Here is a 23064-nt window from a genome sequence, read left to right as displayed (position 1 = left end):
TTGTTGGTCGTTAGGGAGAACTCCGTTCTTATGATCCGCCGTTCGTTGCCTGCCGTATTCGCCTTGATCTTCGCCACGCCGCTGTTCGCGGCGCCTGCGGGTCAGCAGACCTTGTTCAACTTTGTCCGTCCTGCCGACGTGGTGAAAATCGCCACCGAAAACGCGGATCTGCCGCAGGCCAACGCCGAACAGACACCGGAAGGTGAAGTGCTGCGCCGGGTGACGTTCAATCCGGTGGCCCGCCCGACCTTGCGCCTGACGCCGCAGACTGGCGCCTGGGACTGGTCGCAGTCAGGCATGATGACCTTGCGTTTGCAGAGCGCAATGGACTGGGCGGTGACGGTCTACGTGCAGATTCAGAGCAACGACGGTCGGACACTGGTCAGTCGCGTCGACTTGCCAGCAGGTCCTGCGCAAACCCTGTTGGTACCGCTAGTGGCATCGACGCCGCTGAGTCAGGGCATGAAAGCCGGGCCGCCGATGCCGATGACAGTCGATGGTCAGCGGATCCTGCTGGCCGCCAGCAGCGGCGAAATCGATCGCAGCCAAGTGGTCTCGGTGAGCCTGTCGATGGATCAGCCGAAAGTCGCCCAGAGCTTGCTGTTGGAGCGTTTCGGCGTGCAGGACGGCGATTCGGTCACCCAAGCGGTGTACGGCAATCTGGTCGACGCCTACGGGCAATCGACCCGCAGCAAGTGGCCGGAAAAGGTCAGCAACGATGAACAACTGAAATCCGCCGCCGCCAAGGAACAGCAACAGCTGAAAACCTGGCTGGCCGAGCGTGAGAAGTCCTCGCTGGACAAATTCGGTGGCTGGAACAAAGGCCCGGCGTTCAAGGCCAGCGGTTTCTTCCGCACCGAAAAACGTGATGGCCGCTGGTATCTGGTCACGCCTGAAGGGCATCCGTTTTACTCGCTGGGCGTGAACACCGTCAGCCCGCAGGTCAACCAGACCTACGTGGCCGGTCGTGAGTACATGTTCGAATCCTTGCCTAAACCTGAAGACCCGTTGGCCAAGCACTTTGGCCAGGGTGACAACCGTGGCGGCAATGGTGTTGATCAGGGCCGCGGTTATGGCAACGGGCGCTGGTACGACTTCTACGGCGCCAACCTGCAGCGCGTGTACGGTGAGCCGTGCAAAGCCGACAGTGAAAGCAAGTCCGGGGTAGCGGAAGCGGCCAAGTCTGCAGCCGCTGAAACGGCCGCCGTCCAAGCCGCCGAGCCTGCCCCAGTGCCTGCCGAGCCGAAGTCCGGCGTCGCTGAAGCGGCCAAAACCGAAACCGTACAAGCGACAACAGAAAAAGCTGCCGAACCGTGCAAGGCCACCATCGATGAGCAACAGTGGGCCAGCCACACGCTTGATCGTCTGCAAGCCTGGGGCTTCAACACGGTTGGCAACTGGAGTGCCGATTCGCTGAGTGATGCAGATCGTGTGCCGTACACCTTGCCGTTGTCGATCGTTGGCGACTACACCAGCATCAGCACCGGCAGCGACTGGTGGGGCGGCATGCCAGATCCGTTCGATCCGCGTTTCGCCATGGCCACCGAGCGCGCCGTCGCTATCGCTGCCCGCGATCATCGCGATGATCCGTGGCTGATCGGCTATTACGCCGACAACGAACTGGCCTGGGCCGGTCCCGGTGACGATCCGAAATCCCGCTACGCGCTGGCCTATGGCACGCTGAAAATGACCACCGACGTGCCGGCCAAACGCGCGTTCCTCAAGCAACTGCGCGACAAATACCGCAATCAGGCCGGGCTGTCGAAGGCATGGGGCATCGATCTGCCGGCGTGGGAATTGATGGAAGACCCGGGTTTTGTGCCTCCGCTGCCGAGCCCGGAACATCCGGAAATCGAAGCGGACTTCAAATATTTCCAGAAAGTCTTCGCTGACACCTACTTCAAAACCATTTCCGACTCGCTGAAATGGCACGCGCCGAACCAGTTGCTGCTCGGCGGCCGTTTCGCCATCAGTACGCCGGAAGCCGTGGCGTCCTGCGCGCAGTATTGCGATGTGCTGAGTTTCAATATGTACACGCTCAAACCGCAGGATGGTTATGACTTTGCTGCGTTGGGCGCTTTGGACAAACCGGTATTGATCACTGAATTCAACTTCGGCTCAGCGGATCGTGGCCCGTTCTGGGGCGGCGTCACGCCAGTGGCCAAGGAAGACGATCGCGGCCCGGCGTACGCCAACTTCCTCAAGCAGGCCTTGAGCGAACCGTCGATTGTCGGCGTGCACTGGTTCCAGTATCTCGATCAACCGGTGACCGGGCGTTTGCTCGATGGTGAGAACGGTCATTTCGGTCTGGTCGGGGTGACGGATCTGCCGTATCAGGGCTTTGTCGAATCGGTGCGCAAGAGCAACTTGCAGGCGATTGATCAGCTTGGCAAAGAGGCTGAGAAAGCGGCCGCAGCGGCGGGGCATGAGGCTGAGGGCGGGCGCAAAGGCGAGGCCGGCAAAGGGCCGGGGGCAGGGCATGCCGGTGGGCATTCGGGGAATGGTCATTAACGCGTGACGCTTTAAAAAGATCGCAGCCTGCGGCAGATCCTACTGAGAAACGCAATCCATGTAGGAGCTGCCGCAGGCTGCGATCTTTTGACTTGGCTTTCAACCGTCTGGCCCGCAGCTGTTCCCAAATCCCTCTGGGGCTGGAACAATGCGGGCCACTTTGTAGAGCGTTTTTGCGGGGAGTTGCGGGTGCAGATTCAGGGACATTACGAGCTTCAATTCGAAGCGGTGCGCGAAGCTTTTGCCGCCCTGTTCGACGATCCCCAGGAACGCGGCGCAGCCCTGTGCATCAAGGTCGGCGGAGAAACCGTCCTCGATCTTTGGTCCGGCACTGCCGACAAAGATGGTGCTGAGGCTTGGCACAGCGACACCATCGCCAACCTGTTCTCTTGCACCAAAACCTTTACCGCTGTCACCGCCCTGCAACTGGTCGCCGAAGGCAAGCTGCAACTGGATGTTCCGGTCGCCCGCTACTGGCAGGAATTCGCCGCTGCCGGCAAAGAGTCCGTGACCCTGCGCCAATTGCTCTGCCACCAGGCCGGTTTGCCGGCGCTGCGTGAATTGCTGGCGCCGGAAGCGTTGTATGACTGGCAAACCATGGTCGACGCCCTCGCTGCCGAAGCTCCGTGGTGGACGCCGGGCACTGGCCATGGTTATGCCGCGATCACTTACGGCTGGCTGATCGGCGAGTTGCTGCGCCGTGCTGACGGTCGCGGGCCGGGCGAATCCATTGTCGCCCGTGTGGCCAAACCGTTGGGCCTGGATTTCCACGTGGGCTTGGCTGACGAAGAATTCCACCGTGTGGCGCACATTGCGCGCGGTAAGGGCAATGCTGGCGATGCCGCTGCCCAACGCTTGCTGCAAGTGACCATGCGCGAGCCCACCGCGATGACCACCCGCGCTTTTACCAACCCGCCGTCGGTGCTCACCAGCACCAACAAACCGGAGTGGCGACGCATGCAGCAACCGGCGGCCAATGGCCACGGCAATGCGCGCAGTCTGGCCGGTTTCTACGCGGGCCTGCTCGATGGCAGCCTCCTCGAAAGCGACATGCTCGAAGAGCTGACCCGCGAACACAGCCTCGGCGAAGACAAGACACTGTTGACCCAGACCCGTTTCGGTCTGGGCTGCATGCTTGATCAACCGGATGTGCCCAACGCCACTTACGGTCTCGGCCCTCGTGCATTCGGTCATCCGGGCGCGGGCGGTTCCATCGGTTTCGCTGATCCTGAGCATGATGTTGCCTTCGGTTTTGTGACAAATACCCTTGGGCCGTACGTCTTGATGGATCCGCGCGCGCAGAAGCTCGCGCGGGTGCTTGCCACTTGTCTGTAAAGTTGCATCCGAGGTCCCAGGGTCGGAACCTCAAGCGGTTTTTCGTTTCAAAACGGCTGTTTATCCGGGCGAAAGTGCTCTGATTTTTCATTACTTCATTTTGTGGATTTTCAATGTCATCTAAAAAGACCCTCGCCCTGGCCCTGTGTGTAGCGATCACCGGTTGTGCACAGACCCCGAAAAACGATGCGGACGGCGGCAGTTGGTGGCCGTTCGGTTCTTCCGACAAGGTTGCGGCCAAGGAGCCAGCACCGGCTCCAGCCCCTCTGAAACCTGCGGCCACCGCACCCGTGGCCAAGACTGAAAGCAGCAACCCGTGGTACTGGCCGTTCGGTTCTGATGATGAAGCGGTCAAAGCCGACATGAAGGCTGAAGTCGCCCCGGAAGCGAAAAAACCGGCAACCGTGGCCAAAGCTGAAGCCGACGCGGGTGGCAAATGGTGGTGGCCGTTTGGCGGCAAGGATCAGCCAACCACCAAAGCCGTGCCGATGCCCGATCCGAAAGTCACTCAAGCCTGGCTCGACGACTACGAGCCGCGCCTGCGCGAAGCGGTCAAGGACAGCAATCTGCAACTCGAACGCCGTGACAACGTGCTGGTCGTGACTGCACCGGTCGAAGGCTCGTTCAACCCGGATCGTCCAGCCATGTTGCTGCCGGTCACCCTCGGCCCGTTCACCCGCGTGGCGAAAATCCTTGAAGCCGACCCGAAAACGGCCGTGCTGGTCCTTGGCCACAGCGATTCCAGTGGTGCTGCGCCTGCCAACATCAAGCTGAGCCAGGAACGTGCCCAATCGATTGCGGCGATCTTCCGTCTCAGCGGCCTGCAGCGTGATCGCCTGATGCTGCGCGGCATGGGTTCCGAAGCGCCGCGTGCCGCCAACGACAGCGTTGAGGGGCGTGCCCTGAACCGTCGCGTTGAACTGCTGGTGACCCCGCAGAACACCATGGTTGCCCTGTTGAGCAAATACAACATGCCGGCACCGAAGCCAGTGACCATGGTCGCCGCGCAAGACGTCAAGCCAGCCGCCAAACCGGTGACCCCGGCCCCAGCCGCGAAAAAAGCAGCTGTGCCAGCGACCAAAAAAGCTCCGGTGAAAAAAGCTGCTGCCAAGGCGCCGGCTAAAAAGGCCCCGGCCAAGGCCCCAGCGAAAAAGACTGCGCCAGCCAAAGCCGCCGCGACCGACAAGAAAGTCGCCGCGACCGATGCCACCAAGAAGTGATCCGCTAACGAAAGGAATGCGCCATGACCCAGGCTCTGGCAGATATGCGTCGTGATTACACCCGGGATGGTCTGACCGAGGCGCAAGCCCCGGCCGAGCCTTTTGCGCTGTTCCACCAGTGGTTCGCCGACGCGGTGAAAACCGAACAGGTGCCGGTGGAAGCCAACGCCATGACCCTGGCCACGGTCGACCAGGATGGGCGACCGCACTGTCGCATTCTGCTGCTCAAGGGCCTGGACGAGCAGGGCTTCACCTTCTTCACCAACTACGACAGCGCCAAGGGCCAGCACCTGGCGGCCAATCCGTTCGCCGCCATGACCTTTTTCTGGCCAACCCTGGAGCGCCAGGTGCGCATCGAAGGGCGGGTGGTGAAGGTCACGCCCGCGGAGTCCGATGCGTATTATCAGGTGCGTCCGCTGGGCAGCCGTCTCGGTGCCTGGGCATCACCGCAGAGCCGGGTGATCAACGGGCGCGGTGAGCTGGAAGATTTACTCAAGGCCACCGAGCAGCGTTTCTCCGATACTCAGCCCGACTGCCCGCAACACTGGGGCGGTTACCGCTTGCTGCCTGAGCGCATCGAATTCTGGCAGGGCCGTCCGAGCCGTCTGCACGATCGCCTCAACTACCGTGTGCAGGGCGCCGACTGGATTCTTGAACGTCTGGCACCCTGAGCAGTCTACCGAGCGGGATAGTCTGCCGCGGCGGCCTCCAGCCACTTCGGCAGATCCCGGCGCTTGATCTTTTGCGCCTGAGCGCGAGCCAGTTGTTCGAGCATGAAGGCACGCTTGCCCTCGTCCTCGCCGGCCAATGACAGCGCCAGGTCGCGATCCATCCAGCGTTTGATCCGCACGTACAACCACCCATGGAAGTACAAACCGGCGGCAGTGGTGACGACGATGATGAAGTAATCCATGAAAATCCTTGGTGTCGGTGGCGCAGATTTGCCAATTTGGCGCTACTGTAGGGGCTACGTCAGGGAGAGCGTGTAGGTGTCTGTACAGCGCCTGAATGAAAGCCAATTTATCCGGGCAGTGTCGTGACAGGCGTCAAGCCACGGAGTTTAATGACTATATGTTTCTTTGGAGTTGATGCTATGCGTAAGTCTGTTCTGCTGGTTGCTTCCTTTTCCACGATGGCGATGTTGCTTACCGGCTGCCAATCGAGCCTGACCGGTGACTCCTACTCCCGTGACGAAGCGCGTCGCGTGCAGACGATTCGCATGGGCACCATCGAATCCCTGCGCCCGGTGAAAATCGAAGGCACCAAAACCCCGATCGGCGGCCTCGCTGGTGCAGCGGTCGGCGGCGTCGGCGGCAGCGCCATCGGCGGCGGCAAGGGCAGCATCGTTGCTGCAGTCATCGGTGCAGTGGCGGGCGGTTTGATCGGTTCGGCAACCGAAGAAGGTCTGACCCGTACCCAGGGTGTGGAAATCACCGTACGTGAAGACGACGGCAGCATGCGTGCCTATGTGCAGCAGGTTCAGGAGAATGAAGTGTTCCGCGTAGGCGAGCGCGTGCGCATCTCCACCGTTGGCGGGACCAGCCGCGTTTCGCACTAAGCGGAATTCAGGGTAAAGAAAACCCCGATCAGGTGACTGGTCGGGGTTTTTTAATGCGTTTCAACGTCCATTGCACGTCAGTTGGAAGGTGACCTTCGGATCGAAGACATTCCTTCCCAGCAGTTTCTCCAGCGCGGCAAGCTGATCATTTGAAAGATCGTAACCCTCCCAGCCTTCCTGCTTACAAGACCAATTCATGATGGCAGCCAAGTTCTCGTCGCATCCGCTAGGCAGGTCTTCTTCAAAAACGAGAAACTCTGTTTTCCTATCGAATGCTTCAATCCTATAAATCATAAGAGACCGTCACCAGACATCGCTGTAGTCAAAAGAGATCTGATAATCGTAAGTTTTGAAGACGATGCCATGTTGAAAATACGGCTGAATGATTGGAACCCATTCTTCGAAAACATTGAAACCGCCATTGTTTATGTTGTTTTCCACCGGTATTCCCAAGGCATTCAAAACGCCCTCATCATCCCCTAAATCCTTGGAATACTCTTCGCCTTCGCACAGATCAGTTTGCTTGTCGTACCACTCTAGCCTCAGTTTTAATCCCATCATCAACCTCACAAATATTTTTTTCTGATGCTTCTTTCATCTTTCGCATCTTCGCGTCGCTCCCCCGTAAAAGGGTCAAACGCGCCTAGGTGAGTTCCGTCACTTGCTCGGTAAACCTCCAACTCTCCGTGCATCGAGTCCCACTCGTAGATTTTTCTACCTTTCGCATCTTTCCACCGTTCCCGAAGTCCTCCGCCTCCTTGTATAGGATTCTTTTTCTGCACCTTTATCAGTCCGGGAAATGCAGTGATTTCCTCTGCTTTTGGAGGCCTATGATAACTATGCCCCGCGGACGGTAAGCCTTTACGTGATGATGTACTGACTACGATGTATACCGGCCTAACACCCGAATTAGCCGGAAACACCAAAATGAAATCCCGATACTCTGGCGGATAAACCGGATTCACCAGAATTCCATCCGCCGCTTTCGTCGGCGGATAAACCCAGATGTGCGGTGCCTGCGGTGCAGCCTCCAGCGCGGGAATACCGAGGATGTCTGAGCCATCCACGGCGGGCGTCCAGATCAGCTCGACGCCTTCGCCCAGATCCGCAATGAACTGGCTGTCTCGCACGGTGAACTGCACGACATCAACCATTTCCCAATCGCGATTCTTGCCGGTGTAGAAGCCGTAGCCCTTCAGGCTGCCGTCGGCCTGCTGTTCGACCCTCAACCGAACACGCGTTCGCGCCTGTTCAAGTCCACGCAGTTGTTCGTCGGTATAGAGCGCGCTGTCACCAAGGCTCGATGGCATGAACAGCGCAACCAAACCAACTAAAGGCGCAACAGCCGCACTAGATACAGCTGCGGGCAGTGTTTCAAACACCGATCCCGCCAAAACCAGACTGCCAAATCCAGCCGGAATAGCGGTTGCACCGATTTTCTTGAGAGGAACTGCGCCGCTTTCATCGGCCTCACGCGCGCCCAGCAGGATCAGGTCGCCGTAATCCTTCAGGCTGTCGGTCGGCACCATCCCCGAAGGACTGGAGTAATCGATAATCGCATCCGGCAATTTGCAGGACTTGGCGAATACGCAGCCGGCACGGACGGGCTCTGTCTTTTTGACCGCCACCTCACGGCTGCGCTCGAAAGCCTCCTGCCGCGCCAGCATGGCGTCGTAAGCGTTTTGTCTGGCGTCGCGCTCGGCCAGTTCAGTGGCCGTCATGTAGCGGTAGGTGACGTGATGCCCGTCGCCTTGCGGTGGGTTTTGAACCCGGGGAATGTCCTTGTTGCCAGCCACTGATCGTCCTTTCGCTCATCCATCGACAGCCCTTCGCAAAGGGCTGCGCAACGTTAACGAAGCAGGAAAATGGTGGCTGTAGGACTCGTCTCTAAAGACGTGGGGATTGTTCGACGGATGCTGATCTGTAGATAGGCTGTTGTTCGAGACTCAGAGGACTGAGCCCGCAGGAAAAATTTGTTCAGCGCACTACAGTAATTTGTCGAGCACGAACTCTTTGAACCAAGGTGGCTGAGTATCTGATTTGATCTCAATCAGCTCGCCATCGGTGATCTCCGCAACCTGCGTGAGGCCTTCGCTACCTTCATCCGAGTTGTCGAAAATGTAGGCTCTGTTGGAGGTCAGGATGGCATCAGACAGAAGCTCCAAAGATCTCCAGTACCTCGCCTCTATCTTTTCAGGAGGAACGCTGTGCCCACCTTGTTTAACACGATACGCAACCCTGGCAATGTTGATCTGAGGGTCGGCGGTAGCGACGTAGTAAACATAAACCCGGTAACCGGAAGCATGAGCTTCGGCGAGCAGTTTGACCTTGTCAGAGGACGACATGACAGTTTCAAACGTAAAGCTGATTCGCTCTTTGATCAAAGATCTTCGTATGAAGTCGGAAAGGGCTGATGCGACGTACGAGTCGATTACAGTATTTGCGAAGCTAAGCCGTTCACCGTCGATTGTCAGGGAATCCAGCTTTGCCAATGAGTGAGGGGATTTCTTGAGTAGAGCGTGCTCACGAAAGAATTCAAAGATGTCTTCTTTGTGAGCTTCGATGCGATAGGAGGTGAAGTCAAAATACCCTGTATCTTTGATTGAGCGTTCTATGTCATCAGGATTTATGTAATTTCCCAGCAAATGCGCTGGAACCAGTCGATTGAACGTGCTTTTTCCTGACCCGTTCGGGCCTGCGAATATCCGTATTCTCGGTGTGCTCAAGAATTAACCTGTTTCGAGGATTTGTTGATGTGCAGGCGGGTGCCGCTTTTCAGGTTTCCATAGGTACCGATTGTGCGCAAAACAACAGAACTCTTCTCTGTCACTTCAAATAGCTGACCATCTTTAGCAACGAGCACTGCAGCACCATTGGCGAGCGCCATTCTGTAGGCGTTGCTGAATGCCTTCAGAGCGATGTCCGGAATCCGAGACTCCTGTATGGAAATCTGATCGTCCGTCATTGGGCGTTTTTCTGCTTTACGTGACATGGATGACTCCAGAATCGGTGCTGAGAAGGTGCGGCTGTCGACCAAAGATATAGCACACTTGCGAGGTTCAGAGCCAAGCCCCTCTGGATAGAAGGGCCTCGACTTTTGTAGAAAAATGCGTCTCAAGCGTTTTTCAGAGTATTCCGGCGACTCGCCGCCGCCGTCACCGCATAACCAATCAGCGCCGCCAGAATCGAGCCGGTCAAAATGCCCATCCGGTCCATGCCAGCGTAGTCACTCACACCCGGCTCAAACGCCAGCGAACCGACAAACAGGCTCATGGTGAAGCCGATACCGCAAAGGATAGCTACGCCCATGACCTGGCCCCAGTTGGCGCCTTGGGGCAGGGTGGCGATGCCGATCTTCACGGCCAGCCATGTCAGGCCGAAAACACCGACCGTCTTGCCCAACAGCAGGCCCACCGCGATGCCCATCGGCACATGGTGAGTGAAGCTTTCTACGGTGACGCCGCTCAGCGACAGGCCGGCGTTGGCGAAGGCGAACAGCGGCAGGATGCCGTAGGCCACCCACGGATGTAGCGCATGTTCGAGGGTCAGCAACGGCGACGGCTCGGCGTTTTTCGTGCGCAATGGAATGCAGAAGGCCAGGGTTACGCCCGCCAGCGTGGCGTGGACACCGCTCTTGAGGACGCAGACCCAGAGGATCAAGCCGATGATCATGTACGGCCCAAGCTTGACCACCCCGAGCCGGTTCATCGCCACCAGCGCTGCAATGCACGCTGCCGCCAGCCCCAGCGACAGAGTCGACAGTTCGCCGGAGTAGAAGATCGCGATGATCACGATGGCGCCGAGGTCATCGATGATTGCCAGGGTCATCAGAAACAGCTTCAGCGATACCGGCACGCGCTTGCCGAGCAAGGCCAGCACGCCGAGGGCGAAGGCGATGTCGGTCGCGGTCGGGATCGCCCAGCCGTCGAGGGCTGCCGGATTGTCACGGTTGAGGAACCAGTAGATCAGCGCCGGCACCAGCATGCCGCCGATAGCGGCTGCACCGGGCAGGACGATCTGTGAAGGCTTTGACAGTTGGCCGTCGAGGACTTCGCGTTTCACTTCCAGGCCGATGAGCAGGAAGAACATCGCCATCAGACCGTCGTTGATCCACAGCAGCAGGGGTTTAGCGATTTTCAACGCACCGATCTGCGCCACCACCGGGGTGTCGAGCAGGCCGGTGTACAGCCACGACAGTGGCGAGTTGTTGATAATCAGGGCGAGGACAGCAGCGGCGATCAATAACAGACCGCTGGCAGCTTCCAACTGAAAGAAACGCGTGAAAGTGCTACGCAGAGGCAAGGTCGCTCTCCATCGAATAGTCAAAAAGGTGGGACACCCTAACCCGTACTGTTAGTTGTTAAAACAAAAGTTATATTCTTTTTTGTTATATGGCGTTACAAGGCGTCTGGCTCAAGCCACGCTGAGCCTAGCAGTTGCCTGACATATTGAGACTCAGCTGTATCTGTGCGCGCTATAGGATTTTTCCTAAGCTGATGAGCGAGCCATTCGAATAGATTCCTCTCCTGCCCGATTCAACGAGAACCATCACCATGAGCGACAACCGACAGTGGGCCCGCGAAGCCATCCGCATCATCGAGGCGGATTTTCAGCGCAGCGCCGACACCCACCTGATCCCTTTGCCGCTGCCAGGTTTTGCGGGTATCGAGTTGTATTTCAAGGATGAGTCCAGTCATCCGACCGGCAGCCTTAAACATCGCCTGGCTCGTTCGCTGTTTCTCTATGCATTGTGTAACGGCTGGCTCAAGCCCGGCGCCCCGGTGATCGAGGCGTCCAGCGGTTCTACAGCCATTTCCGAGGCGTACTTTGCACGGATGCTCGGTTTGCCGTTTATAGCGGTGATGCCGGCGACCACCTCGAAAGAGAAGATCGCCCAGATCGCGTTCTACGGTGGTCAGAGCCATCTGGTGAAAGATCCGACGCAGATCTACGCCGAATCCGAGCGTTTGGCCCGCGAGCATGGCGGCCACTTCATCGACCAGTTCACCTACGCTGAACGCGCCACCGACTGGCGCGCGAACAACAACATTGCCGAATCGATCTTCCAGCAGATGCGTTACGAGAAGCACCCGGAACCGAGCTGGCTGATTTCCAGCCCCGGCACCGGCGGCACCACCGCGACTCTGGGTCGTTATGTGCGTTATCGCCAGCATTGCACCCGCGTGTTGTGCGCGGATGCCGAGCGTTCGGTGTTCTTCGATTACTACCAGACCGGCGACGCCGGTTTGCGCCTGGAGTGCGGTTCGCGCATTGAAGGCATTGGCCGGCCACGCGTTGAGGCGTCGTTCCTGCCCAAGGTGATTGATGCAATGGTCAAAGTGCCCGACGCCTTGTCGCTGGCGGCCATGCATTATCTGGCGCAGCGGCTGGGGCGGCATGTCGGCGGGTCGAGCGGGACCAACCTGATCGGCGCCTTGATGGCGGCGCAGCAGATGAAAGCGGCGGGGGAGTCGGGGTCGATCGTGGCGATCTTGTGCGATGGTGGCGAGCGGTATGCCGACACCTATTACGATCAGGATTGGTTGAAGGCGCAGGGGTATGAATTGAATGGGTTGATCGAAGCGGTGGCGGCGAGTGCCGAGCGCGGTGAGGCGCTGCCGACTTCAGTGCTACGCGCCAACATCTGAAGAAATACACATAACAATGTGGGAGCTGGCTTGCCAGCGATAGCAGAGGGTCAGTCAACATCTATGTTGAATCTGATTCCTTCATCGCTGGCAAGCCAGCTCCCACAGGGTTTCGTGTCGGTTCAGATGATTAGTCAGTCAGGCCGAGGATGTCGCGTGCCACGGCTTCGGCAATGCGAATTCCGTCAACACCTGCCGACAGAATCCCACCCGCATAACCCGCGCCTTCACCGGCCGGGAACAAGCCCTTCACGTTCATGCTCTGCAGCGTCTCGTTACGGGTAATGCGCAACGGCGACGAAGTACGCGTCTCGATCCCGGTCAACACCGCATCATGCAGCGAATACCCGCGAATCTGTTTCTCGAACGCCGGCAAGGCTTCGCGGATTGCCTCGATGGCAAAGTCCGGCAAGGCCAGGGCCAGATCGCCCAGCGCCACACCCGGTTTGTACGACGGCTCGACTTCACCCAGCTCGGTCGAAGGAATGTCGTTGATAAAGTCGCCAACCAGTTGCGCCGGCGCCTTGTAATCGCTGCCACCGAGAATGAACGCGTGGGATTCCAGGCGTTCCTGCAACTCGATCCCTGCCAGCGGGCCGCCCGGATAATCGACTTCCGGGGTGATGCCGACAACGATGCCGGAGTTGGCGTTGCGCTCGTTACGCGAGTACTGGCTCATGCCGTTGGTGACCACGCGGTTCGGCTCGGACGTCGCCGCGACCACGGTGCCGCCCGGGCACATGCAGAAGCTATAGACCGAGCGGCCGTTCTTGGCGTGGTGCACCAGTTTGTAGTCGGCGGCCCCCAGTTTCGGGTGGCCGGCGTACTTGCCCAGGCGCGCACGGTCGATCAGCGATTGCGGGTGTTCGATGCGGAAACCCACCGAAAACGGCTTGGCTTCCATGAACACGCCACGGCTGTGGAGCATGCGGAAGGTGTCGCGGGCGCTGTGGCCGAGGGCCAGAACCACGTGTTTCGAATGCAGGGTTTCGCCGCTGGCCAGCTCGACGCCGACCAGTTGGCCGTCTTCGATCAGCACGTCGGTGACGCGTTCCTGGAAGCGCACTTCACCGCCAAGTTCGCGGATCTGCTCGCGCATGTTTTCAACCATACCGGTCAGACGGAATGTACCGATGTGCGGCTTGCTGACGTAGAGGATTTCTTCCGGCGCGCCAGCCTTGACGAACTCGTGCAGGACTTTGCGGCCGAGGAACTTCGGATCCTTGATCTGGCTGTACAGCTTGCCGTCGGAGAACGTGCCCGCGCCGCCTTCGCCGAACTGCACGTTGGACTCGGGGTTGAGCACGCTTTTACGCCACAGGCCCCAGGTGTCCTTGGTGCGCTGGCGGACTTCGGTGCCGCGCTCTAGGACGATCGGTTTGAAGCCCATTTGCGCCAGCAGCAGGCCGGCGAAGATCCCGCACGGGCCGAAACCGACGACGATCGGGCGCTGGCTCAGGTCGCTTGGCGCCTGGCCGACGAACTTGTAGCTGACATCCGGCGCCACGTTGACGTTACGGTCGTCGGCGAACTTGCCCAACACTTTGGCCTCGTCGCGCACTTGGAGGTCGATGGTGTAGATGAAGCACAGTTCGGAGGACTTTTTGCGCGCGTCGTAGCTGCGCTTGAACAAGGTGAAATCGAGCAGGTCATCGCTGGCGATGCCCAGGCGTTGCACGATGGCAACGCGCAGGTCTTCTTCGGGATGGTCGATTGGCAGCTTGAGTTCAGTGATTCGTAACATGGCGAGGATCCGGGTTCGCGGGGCGCACAACTGCGCCAGGGCGTTTGAAGGCCGCGATTATAAGCCGCAAAGGCCGGATCCGGTGAGGCTAAAACGCTCAGTCGTTACGCGATCCGCCGAAATACCCGCAACCACGCTGCACCTGGCCGTCGATGCGCAACTCGGCGCTCATGTGCTGCACGCTGCCGGTGCTGCTGTCGACGCAGCGTTGCGGCGCGACCCACAACTCGATGCGCTGGTTATTGGCTTCGCTGCTCAGATTGAAGCGACCGTCGCCCAATTGATCTTCAATATACGGCACGGCAAGTGGCGGCTGACCTGCGCGGTCGATGACCATGCCTTTGCCGCTGACTTTGACATTCCATTCCGGACCGTGACCGGCGGCGCGCAGGATCAGCAGTTTGAAATTCGGATCATCACAGGCAGTGCCGGAACGCTCGACGCGATACAGCTGCGTCAGGTCGAGTCGATCACCGGCGACTTTGCCACGGACGTCGGCAAACAGTTTGCCTTGCTCGTCGGCGAGGGTTGCAGCCTCTTGCAGAATGCTGGTGCCACCAATGTCATTGACGACGAGTTGGCGCTGATCCTGGCATGGCTGGAACACCAGTTTGCCGTCAGCGGCGGTCAGTTGACCCTGCATCCGTGTCTGCCCGACGTGCGAGGCACTTTCTCGCTGGCCATCGAGCAACTGGCAAGCGGCAAACAACGGCAGCAGGGCAACAAGGACTAACGAACGGGCAACACGCATCTTCGGCTCTCCAGACAAGTGCCGCCACGTTACGCAGCCTGACCGTTCATCACAAGGGTTTAGCCCACGTGAAATGTCTGACCTGTCTGCAGGCCTTCGACACTTTTCGCGTAGGCCAATGCCACATCTGCCGCAGGAACCGGCTTGTAACCACGGAAATACGGAGCGTAGCTGCCCATGGCTTCGAGCAGTACGGTCGGGCTGATCGAGTTCACTCGCAGGCCACGCGGCAATTCAATGGCCGCTGCGCGTACAAAACTGTCCAGCGCACCATTGACCAACGCTGCCGAGGCGCCGCTGCGGATCGGATCGTGGCTGAGCACGCCGGTGGTGAAGGTGAATGACGCGCCGTCGTTGGCGAACTCGCGGCCAATCAGCAGCAGATTGACCTGGCCCATCAGTTTGTCTTTGAGGCCGAGAGCGAAGCTGTCTTCCGTCATCTCACCCAGCGGTGCGAAGGTGACGTTGCCGGCGGCGCACACCAGTGCGTCGAACTTGCCGGTTTTTTCGAACAACTGGCGGATCGATGCACTGTCGCTGATATCCACCTGCAAGTCACCGCTGTTGCGGCCGATGCGGATGACTTCGTGGCGTTGCGAGAGTTCTTTGTCCACCGCCGAACCAATGGTGCCGCCAGCGCCTATCAACAGAATCTTCATCGAGCTGTACCTCAAGTGATTGAACGAGGTTTCAGTCTAGAGTGGTTTTTTCTGTGGATAAGCGCGCTAATAGGCAACCTTTGGTTTTCAAATGGAAACAATCCATGAGCGAAATGGATGATCTGGCGGCGTTCGCGGTGCTGATCGAAGCGGGCAGTTTTACCTTGGCGGCGCAGCAATTGGGCTGTAGCAAAGGGCAGTTGTCCAAGCGCATCAGCCAGCTCGAAGCGCGGTTTTCTGTGGTGTTGCTGCAACGCACCACTCGACGCTTGAGCCTGACCGCTGCCGGCGCAGCATTGTTACCACAAGCGCAGGCGCTGGTCGTCCAGGTGGAAAGGGCGCGTCAGGCCTTGGCGCGGTTGAAGGACGATATGGCCGGCCCGGTGCGCATGACGGTGCCGGTTTCGTTGGGGGAAACCTTCTTCGATGGTTTGTTGCTGGAGTTCTCGCATCAATACCCTGAGGTGCAGATTGAGCTGGAGCTGAACAACAGTTACCGCGATCTGTCACGGGACGGCTTTGATCTGGCGATCCGCAGTGAGGTGGCCAATGACGAACGGCTGGTGGCCAAGCCGTTGTTGGCCTGGCAGGAAATGACCTGCGCCAGCCCGGCGTATCTCGAGCGTTTCGGTGAACCGCTGACGCCACAGGCTCTGGCCGAGCATCGCTGCTTGCTCAACAGCCACTACAGCGGACGTGAGGAATGGCTGTATCACCAGCAGCATGAATTGTTACGGGTGCGAGTATCAGGACCGTTTGCCAGCAACCATTACAACTTGCTGAAGAAAGCCGCACTCAGTGGCGCCGGGATTGCGCGGTTGCCTTCCTACTTGCTGCAGGCGGAATTGGCTGACGGCCGATTGCGCTGGCTCCTGCGTGACTTTCAGACCCGACGTATGCCGATGTACCTGGTGCATCCGTATCAGGGTGGATTACCAAAACGCACGCAAGTGCTCGCGGATTATCTGATCGGTTGGTTCAAGCGCAGCGGCGAGGCGCTGGATCGACTTCAGCACTGATCATATGAACATAAACCCCATGTAGGAGCTGCCGAAGGCTGCGATTTTTTGATTTTGTTTTTTTCAAAGCAAGATCAAAAGATCGCAGCCTTCAGCAGCGCCTACAGGTCGGCGTTCAGTTGGTGAAGTGGCGGGCGATCAGATGATCAATCGACAACTTGCCCGGCCCCGTCGCCATCAAATACAACAACACCGCCGCCCAGGTGCCGTGAGTCGGATAGGCATCGGGATACACAAACAGTTGAATGGTCAGGGTCATGCCCAACAACGCCAGCGCCGAAAACCGCGTAGCGAAGCCAATCAGAATCAGCATCGGAAAGAAGTGCTCGGCGAACGCCGCCATGTGCGCGGCAATCTCTGGCGACAGTAGCGGTACGTGGTATTCGCTCTTGAACAACGGAATCGTCGAGTCGGCGAGACGTGGCCAGCCGAGTTGAAAGCTGCCGTCGATCAGATCGATGGCCAGGCCTTCAACCTTGGTCTGCCCTGATTTCCAGAACACCGCGGCAATCGAGAAACGCGCAATGAACGCGATCAGGCTGTGGGGGATTTTTTCCAGCAGCGCGATGGCGCGGGTGATGAGCGTTTTCATGGCAGTTCCTTGTTGTTCAAGTGGGTGATGGCGTTGCGCGCGATCAGCAAGCCGAGGGTTTGCGCGAGGTCGAACTCAGGGCTGTTTTCAGCCGCTGCCAGCAGTGGCTGGCCCTCGATCAGGTTGCGGATAAACCTGCTGGCGCCGGGGTCGAGGGCAAACACTTCGACGTCCAGGTCATTGCGCAACACCAGCGCGTGTTGCCTTTGGTTGATGTCGACGCCTTCCAGCGTCGAGCCTTGCTGATGTGCGCCCCAGATCGCCACCACGGCAAAGGCTGAGTCGAGCAGGTGAAGGGAGGGGTGAAATTCGAAGCGCAATTCAGTCAGCGTTTGCGCATCAGCCAGCGCTGCCGTGATTTCTTCTGGCCGGACGGGCAGGGTGTCGGCCGCGTGGTAGGCGAGGGTGCGCAAGTGCTCAAGGCGCGCCACGTCTGCCAGATAAGGCACGCCGCCGGCCGGTTCAAACGCTGCAATGAAGTCCGCAAATGTTTCTCCGTAGCGACTCATCAACGGACTCTGCGGCGGCAGCTGTTGTACGAAAACGGCCGCCATGGCGTGGAAGAATTCATCGCCGACCAATTGCGCAACCACCGGGCAACTGTCGCTCAACGCATTGATCAGCGAAGCCTGTACGTTGTTGCGATACACCGCGAAACGGCTCGCCGGATCAGCACCGTTGGCGCTGCACAGGCCTTCGGGGCAGGTTAACCGGGTGTCGATCAGCGCGGCAGCGAAAGCGCGTTGAGTACTCATGTGCGTGCTCCAGCATCCAGCAAAAGTGCATCAGCTTGCTGAGCTTCCGCCAGTAGCACCGCAAACGCCGGCACTTGATTGTCGCGCTCGATCAACGTCGCCACCGGACCGATGCGTTGCAGCACTTGCCGGTACAAACCCCAGACGGCTTGATCGATCGGCGCGCCGTGATCGTCGATCAGCAAGCGATCGCCAAGGCTGTCGCTATCTTCGGCGAACCCGGCCAGATGAATTTCACCCACCGTGTGTAATGGCAGCGCATCGAGATACGCCAGTGGATCACGCTGATGGTTCACGCAGGAAACGTAGACATTGTTGACGTCCAGCAACAGTCCACAGCCGCTGCGGTGTACGACCTCGGCGATGAAGTCAGGCTCATCGATGGTCGAACGCTGAAAGGCCAGATAGGTCGCTGGATTCTCCAGCAACATGGGACGTTTGAGTGTGTTCTGCACCTGATCAATATGCTCGCAAACGCGGTTCAGCGTCGGCGTGTCATAGGCCAGTGGCAGCAGGTCATTGAGAAACACCGGGCCGTGGCTCGACCAGGCCAGATGTTCGGAAAAGGCTTGCGGTTGATAGCGCTGAATCAGCTCGGCAAGGCGTTGAAGATGTTGTTTATCCAACGGCCCTTCAGCACCGATGGACAAGCCAACACCGTGCAGCGACAGCGGATACTGCTCGCGGATCAAACCGAGAAAATGATGAAACGGACCGCCGGCCACCATGTAGTTTTCGGCGTGGACTTCGAAGAAACCGATGTCCGGTTGTGAGCCGAGCACTTCACGAAAGTGCCCGGTCTTGAGCCCCAGCCCGGCACGGGACGGGAGCCCGGTGCGGGCTGCCTGAGTGCCGGAGGGAACATGGTCGTTGATTGTGAGCATGATCGTCACTCAGGCAGACCAACGATCAGGACTTGGCTTTGAAGGCTTCCATCTGACCGAAACCGGTCGGCGAAGTCTTGCTCTCGGTGGTGGCGCAGGTGCCCTTTGGAACGAGTTTCCAGGCATTGGCCTGATAGTCCATTTTCGACGTGCCGGCACAGGTAGTGCCTGCACCGGCGGCGCAATCGTTATGACCTTTCATGGCCACGCCGAAGCATTTTTCCATGTCGGCGTCAGCGGCGTGGACGGTCGATACAGCAGCCATGCTCAGGGCAGAACCGAGGGCCAGAACCAGGGCGGTGGCGGACAGGGTGCGAGTGGTAGCAGTCATGATGTTTCTCCAGTCTTGGTCAGGGTTTTTACAAGCGCGTTTGCGCTTGCTTGTCCCTCTAGAGAAACGAGGTGGCATTGCGTTACAGCCCGCTCATAATCTTTTTTGGAAAAACGCAAAACCCTGTAGGAGTGAGCCTGCTCGCGATGGCGTCATGTCAGATACTGGCGATGTTGAATGACACGACGCCATCGCGAGCAGGCTCACTCCTACAAGGGATTTTTGGAGAATCTGAAATCGTGCAGGCACAAAAAAACGGCCCGAAGGCCGTTTGTTTGTTTGGCGACATGCATCAACCGCCGAGATACGCCTCGCGTACTTTCGGGTCGGTCAGCAGCGCTTCACCGGTGCCTTGCATGACCACGCGACCGTTCTCCAGAACGTACGCCCGGTCAGCGATTTTCAGCGCCTGGTTGGCGTTCTGCTCGACCAGAAACACCGTCACACCATCCTTGCGCAGCATTTCGATGATGTCGAAAATCTGCTGGATGATGATCGGTGCCAGGCCCAGCGACGGCTCGTCGAGCAGCAACAGTTTCGGCTTGCTCATCAACGCACGGCCGATAGCGAGCATCTGCTGTTCGCCGCCGGACATGGTGCCGCCGCGCTGGTTGAAGCGTTCTTTCAGGCGCGGGAACAGGCCAAGGACCTTGTCCATTTGCTCCTGATAGTCGCCCTTGTCGGTGAAGAAGCCGCCCATGGAGAGGTTTTCTTCAACGGTCAGACGGGCGAACACCCGACGACCTTCCGGCACCACGGCAATGCTCTTGCGCATGATCTGCGACGAGTCCTGGCCGACCAGTTCCTCACCCATGTAGCGGATGCTGCCGCTGTGCGCCTGCGGCGAACCGCAGAGCGTCATCAGCAACGTCGACTTGCCGGCACCGTTGGCGCCGATCAGGGTCACGATCTCGCCCTGACGGACTTCGACGTTGACGTTGTGCAGGGCCTGGATCTTGCCGTAGAAGGTGGAAACGTTTTCGAACTGCAGCATTTACGCTTCCCCCAGGTAGGCTTTGATCACTTCAGGATTGTCGCGGATCTGTTCCGGCGTGCCGTCAGCCAGAGGCGTGCCCTGGTTGATCACGACGATGTGGTCGGAAATGCTCATGACCAGTTTCATGTCGTGTTCGATCAACAGCACCGTCACGTTGTGCTCTTCACGCAGCACGCTGATCAGCGCCTTGAGGTCTTCGGTTTCTTTCGGGTTCAGACCAGCGGCCGGTTCGTCGAGCATGAGGATCCGCGGACGGGTCATCATGCAGCGGGCGATCTCCAGACGCCGTTGCTGACCGTAGGCCAGGGTGCCGGCGGTACGGTTGGCGAACTCTTTGAGGTTGACCTTTTCCAGCCAGTACTCGGCAAACTCCATGGCCTCGCGCTCGCTTTTGCGGAACGCCGGGGTCTTGAACAGGCCGGACAGGAAGTTGGTGTTGAGGTGACGGTGTTGGGCGATCAACAGGTTCTCGACCGCCGTCATGTCCTTGAACAAGCGCACGTTCTGGAAGGTACGCACCACGCCTTTGAGGGCGATCTTGTGGCCCGGCAGGCCTTGAATCGGCTCGCCGTCCAGCAGGATGCTGCCGCCGGTGGGCTGATAGAAACCGGTCAGGCAGTTGAACACGGTGGTCTTGCCCGCGCCGTTCGGCCCGATCAATGCAACCACCTGTTTCTCTTTGACGGTCAGGGCCACACCGTTGACCGCGAGCAAACCGCCGAAGCGCATGCTCAGGTTTTCGACTTTAAGGATCTCGCGGCTCATTTTCGCAACTCCATGTGTGGGCGTTGCATCGGCAGCAGACCTTGTGGACGCCAAATCATCATCAACACCATCAGGGCACCGAACATCAACATGCGGTACTCGCTGAACTCACGCATCATTTCCGGCAACAGGATCATCACCACGGCCGCCAGGATCACGCCCAACTGCGAGCCCATGCCACCCAACACAACGATGGCGAGGATGATCGCCGACTCGATGAAGGTGAACGACTCCGGCGTCACCAGACCCTGACGCGCAGCGAAGAAGCTACCGGCGAAACCGGCGAATGCAGCGCCGAGAGTGAACGCGGAGAGCTTGATGATCGTTGGATTCAGACCCAGTGCACGGCAAGCGATTTCATCTTCACGCAGCGCTTCCCACGCACGGCCGATCGGCATGCGCAGCAGACGGTTGATGACGAACAGCGCCGCCAGCGCCAGCAGTAGCGCAACCAGGTAGAGGAAAATCACCTTGTTGATCGAGTTGTATTGCAGGCCGAAATACTCGTGGAAGGTTTGCATGCCTTCCGCAGCCTTGCGTTCAAAGGTCAGACCGAAGAACGTCGGTTTCTCGATGTTGCTGATGCCGTTCGGGCCACCGGTGATGTCGGTCAGGTTACGCAGGAACAGACGGATGATCTCACCGAAACCAAGGGTCACAATCGCCAGATAGTCACCGCGCAAACGCAGCACCGGGAAGCCCAGCAGGAAGCCGAACGTCGCCGCCATCAGGCCGGCAATCGGCAGGCAGATCCAGAAGCTCAGGCCGTAGTAGTGCGACAGCAGCGCGTAGCTGTAGGCACCCACGGCGTAGAAGCCGACGTAACCGAGGTCGAGCAGACCGGCCAGACCGACGACGATGTTCAGACCGAGGCCGAGCATCACGTAGATCAGGATCAGCGTCGCGATATCCACCGCGCCACGGGAGCCGAAGAACGGCCACACCAGCGCCACCAGGATCAGCGCAATGATGAAATAGCGCTGGGTGGTTGGCAGGGTGAGGAAGTTGCTCGCCTTGGCCGGAATCAGCGGCAGGCCCGGCGACGCACGCCAGGCTTTGCTGATCTGCTGGTTGAACAGCACGCGCAGGAACATCAGCACCGAACAGATGGCGATGGTCGCCAGCACGGTCGGGCTGGTGTTGTGCACTTCCAGGTTGATGCCGACGATGGTCAGTTTCAAACCGAGTACCGGGTAGGCCACGGCCCACACCAGCAAGGCACTGAACAGTGCCTGTTTAAGATTCCTAGTCATACTTTCTCAACCTCCGGACGGCCCAGAATGCCGGTCGGACGGAACAACAGCACCAGAACCAACAAGCCGAAAGCCACGACATCCTTGTACTGGTCGCCGAAGATATCGGCACCAAAGGCTTCTGCCACCCCAAGCACCAGCCCGCCGAGCATGGCGCCGGGGATGCTGCCGATACCGCCAAGTACCGCAGCGGTGAAGGCTTTGAGGCCGACGAGGAAACCGGCGTTCGGGTTGATCACCCCGTATTGCATGCTCAGCAGCACAGCCGCAACGGCTGCCAGCGCGGCACCAATGACGAAGGTCAGGGCGATGATGTTGTTGGTGTTGATGCCGAGCAGGTTGGCCATCTTGATGTCTTCGGCGCAGGCGCGGCAGGCGCGACCCAGGCGAGAGCGGGAGATGAACAGCGTCAGGCCGAGCATGGCGATCAGGGTCACCACGAACACCACGATTTGCATGTAGGAAATCAGCACTTCTTGTGCGCCACCTGGGCCGAAGGCAATGTTGCCCGGAATCAGGTTGGGGATAGCTTTGTCCTTGGAGTCTTGCGCCAGCAGAACCGTGTTCTGCAGGAAGATCGACATACCGATCGCGGAAATCAGCGGGATCAGACGGTTGCTGCCGCGCAGGGGGCGGTAGGCGATCCGTTCGATGCTGTAACCGTAGGAACTGGTGACGACGATGCTGGCGATGAACGCCGCCGTCATCAACAGCGGGACACTGTCGAGTCCCATCATGGTCAACCCGGCGATGGCGATGAACGCCACGTAAGAGCCGATCATGTACACCTCGCCGTGGGCGAAGTTGATCATTCCAATGATGCCGTAAACCATCGTGTAGCCGATGGCGATCAAGGCATACATGCTGCCAACGTTCAGGCCGTTAACCAGCTGTTGGAAGAAGTGATAGATGTCAGGCATTACAGCGCTCCTAAAAACCTGATACGCATTTCACTGGTGGAGTCATTTTCCCGCCCGGCCCCGTGGATCTTTATCCACTTCGAATCCGGGTTTTGCCAGCGAACCGCTGATGACGGTTTTGA

At 58.8% G+C, this 23064-nt stretch carries 25 protein-coding genes; 7 read left to right on the top strand and 18 right to left on the bottom strand.

All coding sequences use genetic code 11. The features are described 5' to 3' along the window. Positions 1–30 precede the first annotated feature (30 nt). From ACM6IN_RS18830 to pdxH, 4 genes are all read left to right on the top strand, one after another. Positions 31–2511 carry a beta-agarase gene (locus ACM6IN_RS18830; protein WP_414916519.1) on the top strand — a complete coding sequence of 827 codons (2481 nt, stop codon included), beginning with the start codon at positions 31–33 and terminating at the stop codon, positions 2509–2511. Positions 2512–2700: 189 nt separating this feature from the next. Continuing rightward, complete coding sequence (locus ACM6IN_RS18825; RefSeq protein ID WP_414916518.1) at positions 2701–3846, top strand: serine hydrolase domain-containing protein; 1146 nt, start codon at positions 2701–2703, stop codon at positions 3844–3846. 113 nt (positions 3847–3959) lie between these two features. After that, positions 3960–5066, top strand: coding sequence for an OmpA family protein (locus tag ACM6IN_RS18820; RefSeq protein WP_095113852.1), 1107 nt, complete (start codon positions 3960–3962; stop codon positions 5064–5066). 23 nt (positions 5067–5089) lie between these two features. Then, entirely contained in the window at positions 5090–5737 is a 648-nt protein-coding gene (pdxH, locus tag ACM6IN_RS18815) for a pyridoxamine 5'-phosphate oxidase (RefSeq protein WP_414916517.1), read from the top strand. 5 nt (positions 5738–5742) lie between these two features. On the opposite strand, the gene ACM6IN_RS18810 is transcribed toward pdxH, so the two are convergent. Beyond that, positions 5743–5979 carry a hypothetical protein gene (locus tag ACM6IN_RS18810; protein ID WP_123374638.1) on the bottom strand — a complete coding sequence of 79 codons (237 nt, stop codon included), beginning with the start codon at positions 5977–5979 and terminating at the stop codon, positions 5743–5745. A gap of 180 nt (positions 5980–6159) precedes the next feature. Here ACM6IN_RS18810 and ACM6IN_RS18805 point away from each other — a divergent pair, with 180 nt between their 5' ends. Continuing rightward, positions 6160–6624 carry a glycine zipper 2TM domain-containing protein gene (locus ACM6IN_RS18805; RefSeq protein WP_007918566.1) on the top strand — a complete coding sequence of 155 codons (465 nt, stop codon included), beginning with the start codon at positions 6160–6162 and terminating at the stop codon, positions 6622–6624. Positions 6625–6684: 60 nt separating this feature from the next. Here the strand turns inward: ACM6IN_RS18805 and ACM6IN_RS18800 are convergent, their stop codons facing one another. The 6 genes from ACM6IN_RS18800 to nhaA form a co-directional block, all read right to left on the bottom strand. Continuing rightward, positions 6685–6918, bottom strand: coding sequence for a hypothetical protein (locus ACM6IN_RS18800; protein ID WP_007918565.1), 234 nt, complete (start codon positions 6916–6918; stop codon positions 6685–6687). A gap of 9 nt (positions 6919–6927) precedes the next feature. After that, positions 6928–7182: a colicin E3-like toxin immunity protein gene (locus tag ACM6IN_RS18795; protein ID WP_007918564.1), complete on the bottom strand. Its 255-nt coding sequence runs from the start codon at positions 7180–7182 to the stop codon at positions 6928–6930. Between the two features lie 8 nt (positions 7183–7190). Beyond that, the gene (locus ACM6IN_RS18790; protein ID WP_414916516.1) at positions 7191–8420 is read right to left on the bottom strand and encodes an S-type pyocin domain-containing protein; all 1230 of its coding nucleotides are present in this window, start codon (positions 8418–8420) and stop codon (positions 7191–7193) included. Between the two features lie 189 nt (positions 8421–8609). Continuing rightward, on the bottom strand, positions 8610–9350 hold the full coding sequence (locus ACM6IN_RS18785; RefSeq protein ID WP_007918555.1) for a zeta toxin family protein: 741 nt from the start codon (positions 9348–9350) through the stop codon (positions 8610–8612). Continuing rightward, entirely contained in the window at positions 9347–9616 is a 270-nt protein-coding gene (locus ACM6IN_RS18780) for a hypothetical protein (protein WP_007918554.1), read from the bottom strand. Before ACM6IN_RS18780 ends, ACM6IN_RS18785 begins: the two co-directional genes overlap by 4 nt. Before the next feature lie 122 nt (positions 9617–9738). Continuing rightward, complete coding sequence (nhaA, locus tag ACM6IN_RS18775) at positions 9739–10926, bottom strand: Na+/H+ antiporter NhaA (protein WP_414916515.1); 1188 nt, start codon at positions 10924–10926, stop codon at positions 9739–9741. 251 nt (positions 10927–11177) lie between these two features. Here nhaA and ACM6IN_RS18770 point away from each other — a divergent pair, with 251 nt between their 5' ends. Then, the gene (locus ACM6IN_RS18770; RefSeq protein WP_123374641.1) at positions 11178–12272 is read left to right on the top strand and encodes a PLP-dependent cysteine synthase family protein; all 1095 of its coding nucleotides are present in this window, start codon (positions 11178–11180) and stop codon (positions 12270–12272) included. Positions 12273–12402: 130 nt separating this feature from the next. Here the strand turns inward: ACM6IN_RS18770 and ACM6IN_RS18765 are convergent, their stop codons facing one another. The 3 genes from ACM6IN_RS18765 to ACM6IN_RS18755 form a co-directional block, all read right to left on the bottom strand. Further along, on the bottom strand, positions 12403–14016 hold the full coding sequence (locus tag ACM6IN_RS18765) for an NAD(P)/FAD-dependent oxidoreductase (RefSeq protein WP_414916514.1): 1614 nt from the start codon (positions 14014–14016) through the stop codon (positions 12403–12405). A gap of 97 nt (positions 14017–14113) precedes the next feature. Then, positions 14114–14767: a COG3650 family protein gene (locus tag ACM6IN_RS18760; protein WP_007918549.1), complete on the bottom strand. Its 654-nt coding sequence runs from the start codon at positions 14765–14767 to the stop codon at positions 14114–14116. A gap of 59 nt (positions 14768–14826) precedes the next feature. Next, complete coding sequence (locus ACM6IN_RS18755) at positions 14827–15426, bottom strand: short chain dehydrogenase (protein ID WP_007918548.1); 600 nt, start codon at positions 15424–15426, stop codon at positions 14827–14829. Positions 15427–15530: 104 nt separating this feature from the next. Between ACM6IN_RS18755 and ACM6IN_RS18750 the strand changes: the two genes are divergently transcribed. Next, on the top strand, positions 15531–16445 hold the full coding sequence (locus ACM6IN_RS18750) for a LysR family transcriptional regulator (protein ID WP_095113845.1): 915 nt from the start codon (positions 15531–15533) through the stop codon (positions 16443–16445). Between the two features lie 115 nt (positions 16446–16560). On the opposite strand, the gene ACM6IN_RS18745 is transcribed toward ACM6IN_RS18750, so the two are convergent. The 8 genes from ACM6IN_RS18745 to livH form a co-directional block, all read right to left on the bottom strand. Continuing rightward, positions 16561–17037, bottom strand: a complete 477-nt coding sequence (locus ACM6IN_RS18745) for a DoxX family protein (RefSeq protein WP_095113844.1) — start codon at positions 17035–17037, stop codon at positions 16561–16563. Further along, complete coding sequence (locus ACM6IN_RS18740) at positions 17034–17792, bottom strand: DUF2063 domain-containing protein (protein WP_414916513.1); 759 nt, start codon at positions 17790–17792, stop codon at positions 17034–17036. Before ACM6IN_RS18740 ends, ACM6IN_RS18745 begins: the two co-directional genes overlap by 4 nt. Beyond that, on the bottom strand, positions 17789–18676 hold the full coding sequence (locus ACM6IN_RS18735; protein ID WP_414916512.1) for a DUF692 domain-containing protein: 888 nt from the start codon (positions 18674–18676) through the stop codon (positions 17789–17791). Before ACM6IN_RS18735 ends, ACM6IN_RS18740 begins: the two co-directional genes overlap by 4 nt. Before the next feature lie 25 nt (positions 18677–18701). Next, positions 18702–19007: a DUF2282 domain-containing protein gene (locus tag ACM6IN_RS18730; RefSeq protein ID WP_007918537.1), complete on the bottom strand. Its 306-nt coding sequence runs from the start codon at positions 19005–19007 to the stop codon at positions 18702–18704. A 292-nt stretch (positions 19008–19299) separates the two neighbouring features. Continuing rightward, positions 19300–20001, bottom strand: coding sequence for an ABC transporter ATP-binding protein (locus ACM6IN_RS18725; RefSeq protein ID WP_007918536.1), 702 nt, complete (start codon positions 19999–20001; stop codon positions 19300–19302). Further along, entirely contained in the window at positions 20002–20769 is a 768-nt protein-coding gene (livG, locus tag ACM6IN_RS18720; protein WP_007918535.1) for a high-affinity branched-chain amino acid ABC transporter ATP-binding protein LivG, read from the bottom strand. It lies immediately after the preceding gene. After that, positions 20766–22022: a high-affinity branched-chain amino acid ABC transporter permease LivM gene (locus tag ACM6IN_RS18715; protein ID WP_038358181.1), complete on the bottom strand. Its 1257-nt coding sequence runs from the start codon at positions 22020–22022 to the stop codon at positions 20766–20768. Before ACM6IN_RS18715 ends, livG begins: the two co-directional genes overlap by 4 nt. Then, positions 22019–22942, bottom strand: a complete 924-nt coding sequence (gene livH / locus ACM6IN_RS18710) for a high-affinity branched-chain amino acid ABC transporter permease LivH (RefSeq protein ID WP_007918526.1) — start codon at positions 22940–22942, stop codon at positions 22019–22021. The genes ACM6IN_RS18715 and livH overlap by 4 nt, the downstream gene beginning before the upstream one ends. Positions 22943–23064 lie beyond the last annotated feature (122 nt).

This window comes from Pseudomonas sp. IT-P395 (assembly GCF_949767675.1).
Taxonomy (GTDB): Bacteria; Pseudomonadota; Gammaproteobacteria; order Pseudomonadales; family Pseudomonadaceae; genus Aquipseudomonas.
This window is presented reverse-complemented; position numbering and strand designations above follow the sequence as displayed.

Coding starts and splice junctions, on each gene's coding strand:
- ACM6IN_RS18830 (WP_414916519.1), top strand. CDS start 31: ATGATCCGCCGTTCGTTGCCTGCCGTATTCGCCTTGATCTTCGCCACG.
- ACM6IN_RS18820 (WP_095113852.1), top strand. CDS start 3,960: ATGTCATCTAAAAAGACCCTCGCCCTGGCCCTGTGTGTAGCGATCACC.
- pdxH (WP_414916517.1), top strand. CDS start 5,090: ATGACCCAGGCTCTGGCAGATATGCGTCGTGATTACACCCGGGATGGT.
- ACM6IN_RS18810 (WP_123374638.1), bottom strand. CDS start 5,979: ATGGATTACTTCATCATCGTCGTCACCACTGCCGCCGGTTTGTACTTC.
- ACM6IN_RS18805 (WP_007918566.1), top strand. CDS start 6,160: ATGCGTAAGTCTGTTCTGCTGGTTGCTTCCTTTTCCACGATGGCGATG.
- ACM6IN_RS18800 (WP_007918565.1), bottom strand. CDS start 6,918: ATGATTTATAGGATTGAAGCATTCGATAGGAAAACAGAGTTTCTCGTT.
- ACM6IN_RS18795 (WP_007918564.1), bottom strand. CDS start 7,182: ATGGGATTAAAACTGAGGCTAGAGTGGTACGACAAGCAAACTGATCTG.
- ACM6IN_RS18780 (WP_007918554.1), bottom strand. CDS start 9,616: ATGTCACGTAAAGCAGAAAAACGCCCAATGACGGACGATCAGATTTCC.
- ACM6IN_RS18770 (WP_123374641.1), top strand. CDS start 11,178: ATGAGCGACAACCGACAGTGGGCCCGCGAAGCCATCCGCATCATCGAG.
- ACM6IN_RS18765 (WP_414916514.1), bottom strand. CDS start 14,016: ATGTTACGAATCACTGAACTCAAGCTGCCAATCGACCATCCCGAAGAA.
- ACM6IN_RS18760 (WP_007918549.1), bottom strand. CDS start 14,767: ATGCGTGTTGCCCGTTCGTTAGTCCTTGTTGCCCTGCTGCCGTTGTTT.
- ACM6IN_RS18755 (WP_007918548.1), bottom strand. CDS start 15,426: ATGAAGATTCTGTTGATAGGCGCTGGCGGCACCATTGGTTCGGCGGTG.
- ACM6IN_RS18750 (WP_095113845.1), top strand. CDS start 15,531: ATGAGCGAAATGGATGATCTGGCGGCGTTCGCGGTGCTGATCGAAGCG.
- ACM6IN_RS18745 (WP_095113844.1), bottom strand. CDS start 17,037: ATGAAAACGCTCATCACCCGCGCCATCGCGCTGCTGGAAAAAATCCCC.
- ACM6IN_RS18740 (WP_414916513.1), bottom strand. CDS start 17,792: ATGAGTACTCAACGCGCTTTCGCTGCCGCGCTGATCGACACCCGGTTA.
- ACM6IN_RS18735 (WP_414916512.1), bottom strand. CDS start 18,676: ATGCTCACAATCAACGACCATGTTCCCTCCGGCACTCAGGCAGCCCGC.
- ACM6IN_RS18730 (WP_007918537.1), bottom strand. CDS start 19,007: ATGACTGCTACCACTCGCACCCTGTCCGCCACCGCCCTGGTTCTGGCC.
- ACM6IN_RS18725 (WP_007918536.1), bottom strand. CDS start 20,001: ATGCTGCAGTTCGAAAACGTTTCCACCTTCTACGGCAAGATCCAGGCC.
- livG (WP_007918535.1), bottom strand. CDS start 20,769: ATGAGCCGCGAGATCCTTAAAGTCGAAAACCTGAGCATGCGCTTCGGC.
- ACM6IN_RS18715 (WP_038358181.1), bottom strand. CDS start 22,022: ATGACTAGGAATCTTAAACAGGCACTGTTCAGTGCCTTGCTGGTGTGG.
- livH (WP_007918526.1), bottom strand. CDS start 22,942: ATGCCTGACATCTATCACTTCTTCCAACAGCTGGTTAACGGCCTGAAC.